13 protein-coding genes and 1 pseudogene are annotated in these 15,819 nt (G+C 63.5%); 4 read left to right on the top strand and 10 right to left on the bottom strand.

Annotated features, from left to right (window positions below; genetic code table 11):
- Nucleotide 1: 1 nt before the first annotated feature.
- The 4 genes from DEF76_RS10250 to DEF76_RS10235 are packed head-to-tail and all read right to left on the bottom strand — an operon-like array spanning nt 2 to nt 3,375.
- Nucleotides 2–523, bottom strand: a complete 522-nt coding sequence (locus tag DEF76_RS10250; RefSeq protein WP_114912253.1) for a chromate transporter — start codon at nt 521–523, stop codon at nt 2–4.
- A complete protein-coding gene (locus tag DEF76_RS10245) occupies nt 520–1,071 on the bottom strand; it encodes a chromate transporter (protein WP_114912252.1) in 552 nt (183 codons plus the stop codon). The genes DEF76_RS10250 and DEF76_RS10245 overlap by 4 nt, the downstream gene beginning before the upstream one ends.
- Before the next feature lie 8 nt (nt 1,072–1,079).
- Nucleotides 1,080–2,600 (bottom strand): UxaA family hydrolase, encoded by a 1,521-nt coding sequence (locus tag DEF76_RS10240; protein WP_114912251.1) that lies wholly within the window; start codon nt 2,598–2,600, stop codon nt 1,080–1,082.
- 7 nt (nt 2,601–2,607) lie between these two features.
- Nucleotides 2,608–3,375, bottom strand: coding sequence for an HpcH/HpaI aldolase family protein (locus DEF76_RS10235; protein WP_114913807.1), 768 nt, complete (start codon nt 3,373–3,375; stop codon nt 2,608–2,610).
- A gap of 76 nt (nt 3,376–3,451) precedes the next feature.
- Between DEF76_RS10235 and DEF76_RS10230 the strand changes: the two genes are divergently transcribed.
- The gene (locus DEF76_RS10230) at nt 3,452–4,837 is read left to right on the top strand and encodes an FAD-binding oxidoreductase (protein WP_114912250.1); all 1,386 of its coding nucleotides are present in this window, start codon (nt 3,452–3,454) and stop codon (nt 4,835–4,837) included.
- A 22-nt stretch (nt 4,838–4,859) separates the two neighbouring features.
- Here the strand turns inward: DEF76_RS10230 and DEF76_RS10225 are convergent, their stop codons facing one another.
- A complete protein-coding gene (locus DEF76_RS10225; protein WP_114912249.1) occupies nt 4,860–5,237 on the bottom strand; it encodes a VOC family protein in 378 nt (125 codons plus the stop codon).
- Nucleotides 5,238–5,594: 357 nt separating this feature from the next.
- Nucleotides 5,595–6,641: an IS110 family RNA-guided transposase gene (locus DEF76_RS10220; protein ID WP_114910744.1), complete on the bottom strand. Its 1,047-nt coding sequence runs from the start codon at nt 6,639–6,641 to the stop codon at nt 5,595–5,597.
- 140 nt (nt 6,642–6,781) lie between these two features.
- Between DEF76_RS10220 and DEF76_RS19910 the strand changes: the two are divergent.
- Both DEF76_RS19910 and DEF76_RS19335 read left to right on the top strand, forming a co-directional pair.
- A pseudogene (locus DEF76_RS19910) lies at nt 6,782–7,545 on the top strand (transposase); the annotation flags it as partial.
- Nucleotides 7,546–7,900: 355 nt separating this feature from the next.
- Nucleotides 7,901–9,460 carry an NUDIX hydrolase gene (locus DEF76_RS19335; RefSeq protein ID WP_162800593.1) on the top strand — a complete coding sequence of 520 codons (1,560 nt, stop codon included), beginning with the start codon at nt 7,901–7,903 and terminating at the stop codon, nt 9,458–9,460.
- A 492-nt stretch (nt 9,461–9,952) separates the two neighbouring features.
- On the opposite strand, the gene DEF76_RS10200 is transcribed toward DEF76_RS19335, so the two are convergent.
- The 4 genes from DEF76_RS10200 to DEF76_RS10185 form a co-directional block, all read right to left on the bottom strand.
- Nucleotides 9,953–10,570 (bottom strand): NUDIX hydrolase, encoded by a 618-nt coding sequence (locus DEF76_RS10200; protein ID WP_114912245.1) that lies wholly within the window; start codon nt 10,568–10,570, stop codon nt 9,953–9,955.
- A gap of 150 nt (nt 10,571–10,720) precedes the next feature.
- Complete coding sequence (locus DEF76_RS10195; protein WP_114912244.1) at nt 10,721–11,581, bottom strand: isocitrate lyase/PEP mutase family protein; 861 nt, start codon at nt 11,579–11,581, stop codon at nt 10,721–10,723.
- Complete coding sequence (locus DEF76_RS10190) at nt 11,578–12,696, bottom strand: alpha-hydroxy acid oxidase (RefSeq protein WP_114912243.1); 1,119 nt, start codon at nt 12,694–12,696, stop codon at nt 11,578–11,580. Before DEF76_RS10190 ends, DEF76_RS10195 begins: the two co-directional genes overlap by 4 nt.
- A gap of 17 nt (nt 12,697–12,713) precedes the next feature.
- A complete protein-coding gene (locus DEF76_RS10185; RefSeq protein WP_114912242.1) occupies nt 12,714–13,382 on the bottom strand; it encodes a glutathione S-transferase family protein in 669 nt (222 codons plus the stop codon).
- A 90-nt stretch (nt 13,383–13,472) separates the two neighbouring features.
- Here DEF76_RS10185 and DEF76_RS19905 point away from each other — a divergent pair, with 90 nt between their 5' ends.
- Nucleotides 13,473–15,800 (top strand): methyl-accepting chemotaxis protein, encoded by a 2,328-nt coding sequence (locus tag DEF76_RS19905; RefSeq protein WP_240318972.1) that lies wholly within the window; start codon nt 13,473–13,475, stop codon nt 15,798–15,800.
- Nucleotides 15,801–15,819 lie beyond the last annotated feature (19 nt).

Raw genomic sequence — 15,819 nt, 5'->3', positions numbered from 1 at the left:
GTCACACCAGCCCGAGCACGCCAGCGAGCGCGCTCAGGGCGAGAAACCAGAGCGGGTTGAAGCGCGTCATGAGCGTCGCGACGGTGACGAGCGCGGTGATCAGGGCTGCGAGCGGGCCGCGCGCCGTCCCCGCCGCGATCACCGCGGCACCCGCGCCGACCAGCCCGACGGTTACCGGCACCAGGGCTGCTTGAACCCAGTGCCGCCAGCGTGCTTCGCGAAACCGCCACCAGAGACCGGCGATGGTGAAGGTGAGCAGCGAGGAGGGAAGACAAAGCCCGATCGTTGCGGCAAGCGCGCCGCCGAGCCCGGCGACCCGCCAGCCGATCAGCGTCGCGACCAGCATGTTCGGCCCCGGCGCCGCCTGCGCCAGGGCGTAGAGGGCAATGAAATCACGCGACGCAAGCCAGTGATGCACGCTCACCACCTGGCGCTGCATTTCCGGCAGGATGGTGTTGCCGCCGCCGAACGCGAGCGGCGAGAGCGCGGCGAAGGTGAGGAAAAGCGCGAGCACGAGCGTCATCGCGCCCGCCGCGCGACGATCAGCCCGAGCCCGGCGCCGATCGCGAGGATCAGAAACAGCGGCGCGCGGAAGATCGCTGCCGCGCACCAGACCAAGGCGGCGAGGGCGAGCGCCGCCGGCCGGCGCCGCAGCGGCCAGGCGATTTTCGCCGCCGTCGCCAGAATGAGCCCCGATGCGCCGGCGGCGAGGCCGTGGAAAAGATGCTGGACGAAGGCGAGATCCTGCGTGCGGGCATAGACCGCGCCAAGCCCGATGACGATCGCCATTGGCGCCAGCATCAGCCCGGCGAACGCCGCGAGCGCCCCGCGCCAACCGCCGAAGCGGGCGCCGAGCGCGACCGAAAGATTGATCACGTTCGGCCCCGGCAGGAACTGGCACAAGGCGAGAAGATCGTTGAAGGCGGCGGCGTCCAGCCAGCCGCGCTGCTCGACCACCATCCGCCGCGCCCAGGGCAACACGCCGCCGAAGCCGCTTACGCCGATCCCGAGAAAACCGCGAAAGAGATCGGCGTTGCTGACGGCGGCCGGCTCTTCGGGAGGGGGCGGCACCGGGCCCGCTACATCGTCGCGCCGATCTGCCAGGGGGCGAATTCGGCGGCGCCGAAATCGAATTGCTCGCTTTTGGTTTTCTCGCCGGAAGCGACGCGCAGGATAAGGTCGAAAATCCGCTGGCCACATTCGGAAACGGTCTCGGCGCCGTCGAGCACGCTGCCGCAATTGACGTCCATGTCGTCTTCCATACGGCGGAACATCGGCGTGTTGGTGGCAAGCTTGATCGAGGGTGCGGGCTTGCAGCCGAACACGCTGCCGCGCCCGGTGGTGAAGCAAACGAGATTGGCCCCTCCCGCGACCTGCCCGGTCGCCGCCACCGGATCATAGCCGGGCGTGTCCATGAACACGAAGCCCGACGCGGTTACCGGTTCGGCATAGCGCACCACGTCGACGAGGTTGGTGCTGCCCGCCTTGGCCATCGCGCCCAAGGATTTTTCGAGAATGGTGGTGAGCCCGCCGGCCTTGTTGCCGGGCGAGGGATTGGCATCCATCTCGGCGCCCTCGCGGGCCGTGTACTCCTCCCACCAGCGCATCAGGGCGACCAGTTTTTCCCCGACCTCGCGCGAGACGGCGCGGCGGGTCAAGAGATGCTCGGCGCCGTAGGTCTCGGGGGTTTCGGAAAGAATGACGGTGCCGCCGTGGCGCACCACGAGGTCACTCGCGGCGCCGAGGGCGGGATTGGCGGAGATGCCGGAATACCCATCCGAGCCGCCGCATTGGAGTGCGATCTTGAGCGCGCTCGCCGGAACGCTCTCGCGCCGCGCCTGGTTGGCTTCGGCCAGCACTTCGCGCACAAAATCGATGCCGGCGGCCACCGTGCGGCGGGTGCCCCCCATGGTCTGGATGTCCATCGCCTTGAGCCGGCCGGCGAGGCGCTGCTCCTCCATCAGGCCGCCGATCTGGTTCACCTCGCAGCCGAGCCCGAGCACGATGACATGCGAGAAATTCGGATGCCGGGCATAGCCCCCGAGGGTGCGCCGGAGCAGTGCCAACGGCTCCTTCTGGGTCATGCCGCAGCCGGTCTTGTGGGTGAGTGCGACGACGCCATCGACATGAGGAAAATCGGCGAGCGGATCATCGCCGGTGAACGGATTGCGGCGGAACGCGTCAGCGACCATCGCCGCGACATGCGCCGAGCAATTCACCGAGGTCAGGATGCCGATATAGTTGCGCGTCGCGATCGCGCCATCGGGGCGGCGGATGCCCTGAAACTGCGCCGGTGGGTCGATCATCTCGGTCGGGCGGGCATCGACGCCATAGGCATAATCGCGGGCGAAATCGCCCATGCCGCAATTCTGCGTATGGACATGCTGGCCGGGGGCGATGTCGCGGGTCGCAAAACCGATGATCTGGCCATAACGCCTGACCGGCTCGCCGGCCGCATGGGCGCGGATCGCGACCTTGTGGCCGGCGGGAATGCGTTCGCTGGTGGCAACGCCGTCGGCGACCGGGGTTCCCGGCAGCAGGGCGACGCGGGCAATCACCACGCTGTCCTCGGGCGAGAGGCGAATGATGGGAAGGGTCATCGCCGCCTCACGGTGCGGCCTCGCGCACGGCCAAAACCGCCGCGCGCGCCGCCTGGAACATCAGCCCCGAATCATTGGCGATCGTTACCATCTTAAACCCCATCTCGATCATACGGCGGGCATAGGCGGGGCTCAGATTATGGAGACCGGCGAAAATGCCGCGTTTTTCGGTCTCGCGGATCAGGCGCTCATAGATGCGGAGGATTTCCGGCTCCTCGCGGTCGAGCTTTGGCGGCAGGCCGAGCGAGAAGCCGAGATCGCTCGGGCCGATATAGATCGCATCGATCCCCGGGACATCAAGGATCGCCTCGAGATTGTCGAGCGCCTGCCGCGTTTCGATCATCGGGATGCAGAGCGTTTCTTGATTGGCGGTCGATTGATAGGAACTCATCACGCCATAGGGGGCGGCGCGGATCGGGCCATTGCTGCGCGCGCCATCGGGCGGATATTTCGCGGCGCGGATGAAGGCGCGCGCTTCATCGGCGGTGTTGATCATCGGGCAGATGACGCCATAGGCGCCGCCATCGAGCACCTTGCCGATGATCCCCGGCTCGTTCCACGGCACCCGCACCATCGGCAGCGGCGGATGTTTCTCCATCGCTTGGAAGCAGGCGATCATCGAAAGATAATCCTGCACGCCATGCTGGAGATCGACGGTGACGCTGTCCCAACCGGCTTGGGCCATCACCTCGGCGGAAAAGGCCGAGGGAATCGCAAGCCAGCCATTGACCGTCGCCTTGCCTTGCCGCCACTGCTCTTTCAACCGGTTTGTCATGCTGTTTTCCTCCGTCTCGGGAAAGGCTAGGCTTGGCATCCCAACGCGTCAATTCAACAGAGTGGGTGGAACGCCGATGACCGATGATGCCGTAAGCCGGGTGATCCATGAGGCCGAGGCGTGGCTCGGCCCACGTATGTCGCGCAACCTGGCGCTCCGCGAGCAGCACGCCCATGGCGAGGACACCAACCCGCCGGTTTTGCCCGATGCCGTCGCCTTCATCGAAACCACCGAGGAGGCGGCGCGGCTGCTCGCGCTCTGCAACGCGGCGCGCGTTCCGGTCGTGCCGTTCGGGGCCGGCACCTCGCTCGAAGGCCATGTGACGCCGGTGCGCGGCGGCATTTCGCTCGATCTTTCGCGCATGACACGGATTCTCGAGGTCAACGCCGCCGATCTCGATTGCCGCGTCGAGGCCGGCGTCACGCGCCAGCAATTGAACGCCCATTTGCGCGACCAGGGGATGTTTTTCCCGGTCGATCCCGGCAGCGAATGCACGCTCGGCGGCATGTGCGCAACCCGCGCCTCCGGCACCAACGCCGTGCGCTATGGCACCATTCGCGAAAACACCCTCGGCCTCACCGTCGCGCTCGCCGATGGGCGGGTGATCAAAACCGGCGGGCGGGTGCGCAAATCGTCGACCGGCTATGATCTGACGCGGCTTTTCATCGGCTCGGAGGGAACCCTCGGCGTGATCACCGAGATCACGCTCAAGCTCTCGGGGATTCCCGAGGCGATGGCGGCGGCGATCTGCCAGTTCGACGATCTCGCCGGCGCCGTCGAGACCGTGATTACGGTCATCCAGGCCGGCATCCCCGTCGCCCGCATCGAATTGCTCGATGAGGACGCGATCGGCGCGGCGATTTCTTATTCCAAACTCACCGGCTTGGCGCGGCGCCCGACCCTGTTTTTCGAGTTTCACGGCAGCCACGCCTCGGCCCGCGAACAGGCCGAGCAGGCCGAAGCGATCGCGCGCGACAATGGCGGCGCCGGGTTTCGCTGGGCGCTCGCCGAGGAGGAGCGGGCGCATCTGTGGAAAGCCCGCCATGACCTCTACTGGGCGGGGCTGGCGCTCAAACCCGGGTATTTCGGCGTGACGACAGACGCCATCGTGCCGATCTCGAAACTCGCCGAAGCGGTGCTCGGCGCGAAGGAGGATATTCTCGCCTCCGGCCTCACCGCGCCGATCGTCGGCCATGTCGGGGACGGCAATTTCCACACCGTGATCCTGATCCCGAAAGACGACCCGGAAGCGCTGGCGCGCGCCTGGGCGCTGGATCGCCAGATCGTCGGCCGCGCGCTCGCGCTCGGTGGCTCGTGCAGCGGCGAGCACGGGGTTGGCATCGGCAAGCGCGAATTCCTCGAGGCCGAGCACGGCGCCGAAGCGCTGGCGGTGATGCGCTCGCTCAAGACGGCGCTCGATCCGCACGGCATCCTCAATCCGGGAAAGATTTTTCTCAACTAAGGGGCTGAGACGAAAGCGGCAATCAGGTTTGGCCGCCTCCGCAATAAGCCTCAATGCGATAGCCATCCGGGTCGATGACGAACGCGGCGTAATAGTCGGGCTCATACTCCCGCTCGCCCGGCGCGCCATTGTCGCGCCCGCCGGCGGCGAGTGCCGCGCGGTAAAACGCATCGACCGCTGCCCGGCTCGGGGCACGAAAACAAACATGAAGGCCCGAGGCCGGATCCGACGGCACCGGCCGCTCGGCGACGACGATCCAGAACGCCGCGTCGTCATCGCCATAGCCCGCTGTGGTCTCGCTCCCACGCAGATAGCGATAGCCGAGCGGCGCCAGCGCCGCGTCATAAAAGCGCCGCGCACGGGCGAGGTCGGCAACGCCGAACGAGAGATGATCGATCATTTATTTATGCGGAATGAGATTGGATTGTTGAGACCGGTTGATCATGTGCAAAAGCCGCTTATCCGCCGGGATTTGGGTCCTGTCGCGGAGTGTGTGGAACGTATGGCCCGCCCCGCCTGCAAGTGATTTTTCCGATGGACTGGTCAGTCTGCGTCAACGTATCCGGCCTCAGAGCAAGCTCTCGACCAAGATGGAGATCCGCGCGCTCTGGTTCTCATAATTCTGTCGGCGACAAGTCCGCCATTCCACACATCAGATTTCCAGAACACCGATCGACTGTCAGGCCATCTTTCTTCCACCACCCGCAAACATCATGGACCGGTAGCCGATCATCATATCAGCACCGGTCGATTTCGGTCACACCGTCACACCAACGGCTTTGGCGTCAAATTTGTCGCCGTGACGTAAGACGGCCCACGCAATCCGTGCCAGCTTATTGGCCAATGCGACGACTACGGCGTTCTTATGCACCCTGGTGATCAGCCCCCGCAGCCATCCGCCGAGTGGCGTGGCGCTGGTCAGCAGACCTGGCAGGGCGGAGCGTGCACCATGGATCAACTGCTTGCGCAGATATTTGTTGCCGCGCTTGCTGATCCCGACAAGCCGGGGTCGTCCGCCTGTCGTGATCTGACGCGGCACCAAACCCAGCCAGGCGGCAAGATCGCGGCCATGACCGAAACTCTCACCCTTGCCGATCGCGGCGATCAGCGCGGTGGCGTTGACCGGGCCGATACCAGGGATCGAAAGCAGCCTGCGGGCCGCCTCATCGGCGCGGGCACGAGCAACAAATTCGTCGTCGAAAGCCTCGATCCGGTGATCCAGTTCGCGCCATTCCTTCCGCATGTCGGCAATGAGCGCTTGCGTTCGTGGAGACAACGCGATGCTACCTCCGTCGTTCTGATCGAACCGCCCCACCAGATATTGCGCGAGCTTGCTCCGCCCCTTTGGCACGGTAATCCCCCGTTCAAGAAGGATAGCGCGTAGCTGATTGATCAGCGCCGTACGTTCCACCACCAGGCGATCCCGCGCCCGATGCAACGTCTGCACGTCAAGCTGTTCCTCGCTTTTGAGATCTACAAAGCGCATCGTCGGCCGGGTCGCTGCTTCAGCGATCGCCTCGGCGTCCCGATCATCGTTCTTCTGCGCTTTCACATACGGGCGCACATATTCCGGCGACATCAGCCGGACCGTGTGACCCTGAGCCGCCAACAGCCGCCCGAGATAATGGGCGCCACAGCATGCCTCCATGGCGATCACACACGCCGGGATCTTCGCCGTAAAGGCCGTCACGCTGTCCGGCCGCATCCGGCGCCGTTTCACCACCGCGCCGCTCGCATCCAACCCCGCGAGACTGCAACTGTTCTTGCCCAGATCGATCCCCAATACCGCGATCTCTTTCGTCATGGCACTTTCCTTTCGCTGGCCCCAGCAGACTATACACCGCCGGGGGAAAGGAGCGGGCCATCCCATAATTCTGGGTGGCGTAATCTCCGGGTGAGTTCAACCACCAGGCTCGGCGTTTGAGCGCCGAGGGAGATCACGCCATGGAGAAGAATAGCACAGCGACGCCGGAAACCAGCCTGTTTGATGGCACGGCGTGGTTTGACCCGATCGAGGCGGGCCTGCGGGAGCGGATCCGCGGTTTCCTTGAGACCATGCTCGAGGAGGAGCTGACGGCGGCGCTTGGGCGGGGGCGATACCGCCGCGATAGCGAGGCGACGGGTGGATATCGCCACGGTGTCCGTCATCGCCAAATTCTTGGCTCGTTCGGGCCGCTCGAGATCACGGTGCCGCGGGGCCGGATACCGAGACCCGAGGGCGGCACGGCGGAATGGCGCAGCGCCGCACTGCCCCGCTATGCCCGGATGACCCGGCAAGCGGAGGCGCTGATTGCCGCGACCTACCTCGCGCTGGCACCAATACGCGGCGGGTCAAACGGGCCTTGGCGGCGTTGTTCAGGGGCGCTGTGGGCAAGGACGTGGTCAGTCGCACCTGGCGGAAGGTGAAGGCGAACTGGGAAGGCTGGAACCGCCGCAGCCTGGCCGATGAGGATATCGTCCGGCTGATCCTCGACGGCACCGTAGTGAAGGTCCGGCTCGACCGGCGCGCGACCAACATCTCGCTGCTGGTCGTGCTCGGGGTTCGCCGCGACGGGCAGAAGGTTTTGCTGGCGGTCAAGGCCATGGGCGGCGAGAGTGAAGCCGCCTGGCGCGCCGTGCTCGATGAGTTGATCGCGCGCGGCCTGCGAACCCCGGAATTCCTGCTGATCGACGGCGGCGCGGGCCTCGAACGCGCGCTGGCGGGGATCAGGCGGCCGACACCGACCGGCCGAATAGCCGAGAGCGAGGCATTTCGGCTGGTCGGGTACAGGATATGATACCGAATATTTGTCTATTGTCCTGACCTGTCTGTGACGGTTTTCCGGGGCGTGTGCGTCGCATGCGGCATTGCGCGTTTTCTTCGATATTGACAGGCCTTGGCACGTCGGACTAAAAATATTAAAAAAATAAGATCGCACCAGGTCTATTCAGTAAGTAGTCACAATTAGTCGATACGAGATTGACGAAGATCTTTATCAAGAGCAAAAATAACTATTTTTAAAATAGCAATAAAGCGACGGCATCTCTCCTCTGTATAAATAAGCAAGAATGGAGGAAGTGACTATGACCGAAGAATTTGTTGGCAGCATCAATGAAAAATTTGCTGGTCAAGCAAAAATTATCCACATGCTTAAGTCAGAACCAACGCTAAAAAGAAAAGGAAGTCTGAGTTTGTCGGAAGAAGAGCGTTACGCATCAGATTTGATTAAAAATTCGATCGAAAATTTATTTGAACCGGTTACGAAGTACGGTGTGTTGTCGCAGTCTTCGTTATCAAACAATAAAGATGAATCGTCAGTTCTAGAATATTATGATACAAATTATGCAGAAATTTGCGCTAAACGGCGAACAGCCCTTAAGAAAAAATCCATTGATGATCTGCCGAAAGTCATCAGCGCGTGCGTTGTACTGTTTTCAAAACAAAAGAAAACGCTATATGTGCATCGCCGTGGAGAAAGGAGTGTTACGTATCCGGGCCATCTCCATACTTACGGAGGTCACTTCAAACCAGCGCCGGAATGGGGGGCGCACGATATTGACAGCCTGCTGATGACAGCGGTGCATCAACTTCAGGAAGAAGCCGGCCTTCACGTTTCCCCCTTGCAGAAAGTTCCCCTCATGGTGTCCGAGGAGACTCCAACCGGCTTCGTTCAGTTGGTGTTGTTGGGGGTCGACATTGGCGAAATGGGATTTGTCGGCCCTCAATTGGAGGGTGAAGCGGAAGGCATCAGCTTCGCCGATCTTGAAGGCAAGCTGAAGCCGGCTAATTGGGTGCCGAGCGGCTTGATGCAGATTCTTGTGTGGCTGGCCCTGGGAGCACCAGGAACGGATGAAAAAGATTGGAAGCAAAAACCAAAAGACATTTTTGAAAATGCTATAAAGAAGGTAACTCCAAACTATCCATGGGAACAACCGCGCATTAGTTATGATCCCATGGGGATTGAGATTGAATTTAAAGAAAGAACAATTGAAGGAGAAGCAAAGAATTCTGTAATATGGAATATCGGTAGACCAGATTGCCGATTTGAAGAAGAAAGGCATAAAGGCTGGGAAATACGACATAACGTTATTCAAAAAACAGAAAAAATAGAAGAAGCACATAACATTACTAAATCAGGATACTCTAACAAATCGAAAGACTCTATCCCATCGAGGACAGTTATAGATGCTTTCAAAAGTGTTCGGAAAAGATTTTTAGCAAAACATTATAGTGACAACAAATGGAGAGAAAAATTAATAGAAAAATTGAACTCTGAGTGGGGGCGGGCTAATTCCACTAATAGTGATAATCTCAAAACCCTGCTCATAAGGTCAGCAGCTATTATGCTAACTCTTTCAAAGCTATATTTGAAAAATAAAAATGATACAAATATGTTTTATAAAATTTGTGCAATAATTAATCATAAAGATAAGATCAAAAATTTATGTAGTTATTATGAAAATATTTATCGCATTGATGTAAATCAAGGCAGGATAAGAGGGCGTATAAAAACGCCATCTCTTCATCCATTGTTTCTTTATTCACCAGTTGTGCTAATTCGCTTGCTTGAAGAGACTATTACAACGGGACAAAGGCTCATATACACGCCCTCGATGAAAAATCCGATTCTTTGGGACTTATAAACAACTTTAGGTAGTAAACGCCTGCCGTCATGCAGCCAGAAGAGGGCCGAATCTTTTCGGTTTACAACCTGAACCCATTCCACCTCGCTGGCAGGTAAAATCCACCTCGTTCGGCACTGCCGCAGTGCCTGGTGGAGTCGCAAAAATGAAGGCCATCCTCATGACATGGCTCTTGGGGCGATTTTTGATCGACGGCGTGCGAATTGTTATAAAAATCGAGATAAAAATTAAGAAATGAGCAGATTATATATTTCGAGACACTCGCGGATATTTGATTCTCCTGGAAGTTTTTTGAGAGACGAAACTCGCCATCCGCATATTGCCGGAAACCGAAACGGAGTCAACCCAATGCTGCGGTTCTACAACGAAGATCTCGCAGGGCTGATCGGCAAGGACCAGCCCTGGCTCAATACCCAGGATTTTCTCGCCAAAATCGACGAGAACCTGCGCGCCGCGATGGGCTGAGCGCGCCGGATCACGCGCCGCCGGGGGTCATTCGGTGAACCCGCGGCGGAAGCGCAGCAAGGGCGTGGTGGTTCGCGCCGCCCGCTCTTCCGGTGAAAGCGCAAGCCAGAGCTTGAGATTTTCCAGAACGAAGCGCGTGGCCAGCGCGAGATTGAGCGCCAGCGCCTCCGCGATCGGGTAATAGCGCAACCCCTCCAGCTCGCCCGAGCCGGCAAGCGTGCCGCGCGCGCGGGCGGCGTCGATGACGAAGAAGCGGGCGTTGAAGCGGATCGGAAGACCGGGCGGCGTCACCGCGCGGCAGAGATAGTCGAGATCGCCAAGCCTGGGCGGGGTGCCCAACGAAAGCCCGGTTTCCTCCGCCAATTCCCGGGCCGCGGCGATCGCGAGGCCGTGCGCCAGCGCCGGCGAGGCGCTTTTTTCCACGAGCGCGCGGACCGGCGGCGAAAGCGCGGTTGCCGCCGGCGCGCGGAGATCGGCGCGGTCCACCCGCCCGCCAGGAAACACCAGCCGATTGGGCATGAAACGATGGCCGGCGCCGCGCACCCCCATCAGCACCTCCGCGCCGTCGCGCAGGACGACGAGGCTCGCCGCCGGTTTCGGCGGAACGGTTTTCGGGCGGGGCGAAGCCTCGGCGCTATCGGGCATTACGGTCTCCGGATTCACAAAACATAAAAACCTTCTTTTGACTTCCGAAAAAGAAGCAAAAAGACTTTTATCTGTTGGACGGCGCCGTAGGCGCCGCCCGCGCAATGAAAGTTTTTTGGTTCTTTTTTTCAAAAAAGAACCGCTTTCTTCTTACTCCCTGAGATAATCTTCCATCGCCGCCTGATATTCGCACTCGCGGGCGGCCTCACGGAGCAGCGCCGCGTCCGCGGCATGGCCGAGGGTGGCTGGCCTGGCGCCGGCGCGAAGCGCCCGGAGGGTCGCGACGGTCGCGGCAAATCCGGCCTGGAAGGGCAGGTGGCCTTGGAGCGCGATCCGCACCCTTCGGGCGGCGAGGGCGGCGGGATCGTCGAGCGCCGGGGCGAGGGTTCCAAGGATCAGCGGGCAGGAGACGGTGCCGGCGAGGGCGTCGAGTTCGTCCCACGTCCTGATCCCGGTCAGAAACAGCGCATCGGCCCCGGTTTCGGCATATGCTCGGGCGCGATCAAGGGTTTCGGGCAGGCCGAGCGCCGTGATCGCGCCGGTACGGGCGGCGATGACCAGGGCGGGATCGCGGCGGGCGGCCAGCGCCGCACGAATTTTCCCGATCCCCTCTGCCCGGGGAATGAAAGCGGTGCCACGCGTGCCGAACCCGGCGGGAAGCGCGGTATCCTCGATCGAGAGCCCGGCGGCGCCGGCGATCTCCAGCTCCTCGACGGTGCGGCGCACGTTGAGCGCGTTGCCATAGCCGTGATCGCCATCGACGAGGAGGGGCAGATCGGCGGCGCGGCTGATGCGGAGCACGAGGCCGGCGAGTTCGCTCAGGGTTAGCAGCGCGAGATCGGGCGCGCCGAGCACGGCGAGCGAGGCGACGCTGCCGGCGAGCAGCGCCATCTCGAAGCCGAGATCGCCGGCGGCACGGGCGCTCAGCGGATCATGGACGGAGGCGGGAAAGACGCACGTCTCGGCCGCGAGCAGCGCGCGGAGGCGGGCGCGGCGGGCGTGCCAGATCATCGCCCGGGCCCGAAATCGCGGAGCGGAAAGGCGCTATGCACATGTGGCGTGACCATCGCCGGGGCGGGCGCGACGAAGCCGGGATGGAGGCAGGCGAGATCGGGCGCCCCGAGCAGGCCGAGCGCGATGCGCACCTCGTCCTCGAGCAATGTCAGAACCCGCTCGATCCCCGCTGCCCCCGCCGCCGCGAGGCCGTAGAGATAGAGCCGCCCGAGCCCGACCAGATCGGCGCCGAGGGCGATCGCCTTGACGATATCGGTGCCGCGCGAAAACCCGCCATCGACGATGATCCGCGCCCGCCCGCGCACCGCCGCGGCGATTTCGGGCAGCATCGCCATCGTCCCGAGCCCGAAATCGAGCTGGCGCCCGCCATGGTTGGAGACATAGACGAACTCGACCCCGAGTTCGGCGGCCAGCGCCGCGTCCTCGGCGGTCGCGATGCCCTTGAGGATCAGCGGGATGGCGTGACGGTCCTTGAAGCGCCGGACATCGTCCCAGTTGAGCGCCGCCTGGAAGGCCATCGCGGCGTGGTCGGGGTTGGCGCGCCAGGGTTTTACGAACCGGTTGGCGATGTCGCGCTCGCGACGGCTGTAATGGGCGGTATCGACGGTGAGGCAGAAGGCGTCATAGCCGGCATCGACGGCGCGGGCGACGTGGTCATCGACCCAGGCGCCGTCGCCGCGGACATAGAGCTGGAAAATCCGCGGGCCGGCCCCGGCCGCCTTTGCCGCCTCCTCCAGGCTTGGCTTGGAGACCGAACTGAGCAGGAACGGCACGCCGAAGTGGGAGGCGGCGCGGGCGACGGCGGCGCCGGCGTCGGGGTGGAAGGATTCGAGCGAGCCGACCGGGGCAAGCGCGACCGGAAGCCGCAGACGATGGCCGAGAAACACCGCCGCTGTGCTCACCGCGCTGACATCGCGCAAGACACGCGGGCGGAGGGCGAGCGCATCGAGGGCGGCGCGGTTGCGCGCGACCGTGGTCTCGGTCTCGGCGCCGCCGATCAGATAGCCCCAGATCTCGGGAGACAGAGCGCGCTCGGCGGCGGGGATGAATTCGTGCAGCGCCTGGAAGCGTTCGGCGAGTGTTTCGGGCGTTTCCTCGGCTGTTTTTTTCATGATGCGATTCCCGCTGGCTAGAAGTCGAGATCAGCGTAATGCGCCGGTGGCGCGACGCCGGGGATGCGATCGGCGAGGAGGGTGCGAAAGCTCGGGCGGCTCTTGATCCGCGCATACCATTCGCGCGCCGCCGGCGAGAGGCTCCAATCGACCTCGCCGGCAAAATCAAGCGCCGAGAGATGGGCGGCGGCGGCGAAATCGGCGAGCGAAACGATGGCGCCGGCGAGGAATTTTCGCGTCTCGGCAAGCCAGCCGAGATAGCGCAGATGCTCGCGCAAGCCGGCATAGCCGAGGCGAAGCAGGCCCGAATCGGGATGGCCGCGTCCGGCGAGGCGCTTCAACAGCTTTTCCTCGAGCAGGTTGCGGGTCACGTCCTGGGCGAAGCGGCCATCGAACCAGGCGACGAGCCGCCGCACCTCGACGCGTTCAGCGAGCGTGCGGCCCATCAGCGAGGTGTCGGGATAGGCCTCGTCGAGATATTCCGCGATCACCGCCGAATCCGGCACGACGAGGCCGTTATCGTCGACCAAAGTCGGCACCAGGCCGGCGGGGTTGAGGGCGAGATACTCCTCGCGCCGCTCCCACGGTTTTTCCAGCCTGACCTCGAAGCCGAGCCGCTTTTCGGCCAGCAGAAGCCGGATCTTGCGCGAATAGGGGCAGATGGGATGGTGATAAAGAGAGCGCATCGACGGTTTTATGGCACCCCGAGCCCGCCGCGCCAACTCCGCGTTTAGCCTTATTTAAGGCGGAAATGGGTTAATCCCCGCCGGTGGTTCGTGGAAGGGGTGATTACGACGATGCTGATGGCTTTAAGGAATCTCTCGATCGGCGGGAAACTCGCGCTGTCGGCGGCCTGCGCGCTACTCCTGCTCGGCGGCCTCGCGGTTTCGATGTTTTCTGGCCTTGCGCGGCTCGAGCGCCTGGATGCCGAGGCGTCGGAGGCGGTTGCCGCCAAGGCGGTGATCGACCTGGCTGGCCAGCGCCGCCACGATCTCGACGCTCTCGCCGCGCGCATTGCCCTGCTCCAAACCATGCCGCAAATCACCGCCGCCAAGGCCGAGCTGGCATCGCTCAGCGAGGGGTTGGCGGCAGGTTTCGCGGGAAATTCGGCCAGCAATGCCGCCTTCGCCAAGGCCGCTGCCGACAATGCGGCCGAGGCCGACGCCATCGGCCACGTGCTGGCTGCCCGCGCGGCGCTGCTCGACCGCCGTGAGCAGGGGCTTTTGCCGCAGCTCGCGGCGATCAACCAACTGGTTTCGGTGACGCTGGATCGGATGCATCTCGAGGATCTCACGCCGGAAGCCGCCGATCGCAACAAGGCGCGGCTGACCCGCTATCAACGCGCGGTGATCGATGCCGGCAACGCCGCCCTCCTCGCCATGAACACCGGGGACGAGGCGGCGGCGAAAGCGACGCAGCTCAACACCAAGATCGCGCAAGCGCTGCTGCATGCGGCGCATGATGAGGGCGTCTCCAAGGACGCCGCGGCTGCCTTCGCCGCCATGGAGCAGAGCGGCGATGCCATTCTCGCGACCAGCGCCGAAATCGTCAGCCAAACCGCCGCCGCGGCGCAGTTCCTCGCTCATGATTTCGCGGCCAAGAGCGCCGCGGCGCGCGCCAGCCTCGAGGCCGCCGACGCCGATGTCACCCGCCAGGCGGAAGCGGCGCGGGCGGAGGCGCTGCGCGCCAGGGCGGGGCTGCGGCGGACGTTGATCGCCGTCGCGGTTGGCATCACCGCGATCCTGATCGTCACCTCGACGCTGACCGCGCGCGCCATCGCCCGGCCGATCGGCGTCATGACCGCGATGCTCGCTCGCCTCGCCGCGGGCGAGACCGGGATGACCATCGGATATGCCGGGCGACGCGACGAAATCGGCCGCATGGCGCAAGCGCTGGAGCGGCTGCGCCAGACCGCTGAACAGGCGTTTCTGCAGCGCCAGATCCTCGATCAATTGCCGCTCAGCGTCCTCGTCGCCGACGCTGCCAACGCGCATACGATCTCGTATGCGAGCCCGGCGGCGCGCGACGTTCTGGCGCCGATCGCCGACATCCTCGATCTGCGTGCCGATGCCCTCGCCGGGCAGAGTCTCTCGCGTTTTGCCCGCACGCCAGGGCTGGAGGCAGCGCTCAACGGCGATGCCGCGTCGCTCCCTTATCGCGAGCGCATCGCGGTCGGCGCCGAGACGCTCGATATCCAGGCATCGGCATTGAAAAGCGCCGATGGCCGCTTCTTCGGCCCGATGCTGACCATTGTTCCGGTCACGCGCGAGGCGCGCCTTGCCGAACGGTTCAAGAATTCGGTTGGCGAGATCGCCGCCGCTCTCGGCCGCTCGGCTGGTGAGATGCGGGATGCGGCCAATGTTCTGAACAGTCTCGCCGCCGATACCGGGACGCGGGCGGAGGCGGTGGCCAGCGCCTCGCGCGAGGCCGCCGGCAACGTCCAGGCGGTGGCCGCAAGCGCTGAGCAGATGGCCGCCTCGGTCAGCGAAATCAGCCGCAGCGTCGCCGAAAGCGCCCGCATCGCCTCGGATGCGGTGAGCAAGGCGGAGGCGACCGATCGCTGCGTCGTCAGCCTCAACGATCAGGCGAGCCGCATCGGCGGCGTCGTCCGGCTGATCGGCGACATCGCCGCCCACACCAATCTGCTGGCGCTCAACGCCACCATCGAGGCGGCGCGGGCGGGCGAGGCCGGGCGCGGCTTTGCCGTGGTCGCGAACGAGGTCAAGACGCTGGCGAGCCAGACCGCCCGCGCGACGGAGGAAATCTCCACGCAGATCGCGACCATGCAGGACGAGACCAAGACCGCCGTCACCACGCTGCGCGCCGTGAGCGCGACCATCCAGCGGCTCGACGAAATCGCCGCCGCCATCGCCGCCGCGGTCGAGGAGCAGGGGGCAACGACCCAGGAAATCGCCCGCGCCGTGCAGCAGGCGGCACACGGCACCGGCGAGGTGACAGAGAATATCGGCGAGGTCAGTGCCGCGGTCGGCGAAACCCGCGCCCGCTCGTCAGAGGTGCTGGCCGCCGCCGCCGACCTCGCGCAGCAATCCGGCACGCTGCGGACCGAGGTCGAGAGCTTCCTCGAGGCGATGCAGGCAGCCTGAGCGCGCGAGAGCAAGGTAG

Source organism: Acidibrevibacterium fodinaquatile (assembly GCF_003352165.1).
GTDB lineage: Bacteria > Pseudomonadota > Alphaproteobacteria > Acetobacterales > Acetobacteraceae > Acidibrevibacterium > Acidibrevibacterium fodinaquatile.
The sequence above is the reverse complement of the archived record's forward strand: the minus strand, read 5'-3'. Positions and strand labels throughout refer to the sequence as shown.

What these genes read in the sequence shown, in the direction of transcription:
- DEF76_RS10200 (WP_114912245.1), bottom strand. Translation starts at nt 10,570, where the DNA reads ATGCCCGATAGCGCCGAGGCTTCGCCCCGCCCGAAAACCGTTCCGCCG.
- DEF76_RS10190 (WP_114912243.1), bottom strand. Translation starts at nt 12,696, where the DNA reads ATGAAAAAAACAGCCGAGGAAACGCCCGAAACACTCGCCGAACGCTTC.
- DEF76_RS10185 (WP_114912242.1), bottom strand. Translation starts at nt 13,382, where the DNA reads ATGCGCTCTCTTTATCACCATCCCATCTGCCCCTATTCGCGCAAGATC.
- DEF76_RS10230 (WP_114912250.1), top strand. Translation starts at nt 3,452, where the DNA reads ATGACCGATGATGCCGTAAGCCGGGTGATCCATGAGGCCGAGGCGTGG.
- DEF76_RS10235 (WP_114913807.1), bottom strand. Translation starts at nt 3,375, where the DNA reads ATGACAAACCGGTTGAAAGAGCAGTGGCGGCAAGGCAAGGCGACGGTC.
- DEF76_RS10220 (WP_114910744.1), bottom strand. Translation starts at nt 6,641, where the DNA reads ATGACGAAAGAGATCGCGGTATTGGGGATCGATCTGGGCAAGAACAGT.
- DEF76_RS10195 (WP_114912244.1), bottom strand. Translation starts at nt 11,581, where the DNA reads ATGATCTGGCACGCCCGCCGCGCCCGCCTCCGCGCGCTGCTCGCGGCC.
- DEF76_RS10240 (WP_114912251.1), bottom strand. Translation starts at nt 2,600, where the DNA reads ATGACCCTTCCCATCATTCGCCTCTCGCCCGAGGACAGCGTGGTGATT.
- DEF76_RS10225 (WP_114912249.1), bottom strand. Translation starts at nt 5,237, where the DNA reads ATGATCGATCATCTCTCGTTCGGCGTTGCCGACCTCGCCCGTGCGCGG.
- DEF76_RS19335 (WP_162800593.1), top strand. Translation starts at nt 7,901, where the DNA reads ATGACCGAAGAATTTGTTGGCAGCATCAATGAAAAATTTGCTGGTCAA.
- DEF76_RS10250 (WP_114912253.1), bottom strand. Translation starts at nt 523, where the DNA reads ATGACGCTCGTGCTCGCGCTTTTCCTCACCTTCGCCGCGCTCTCGCCG.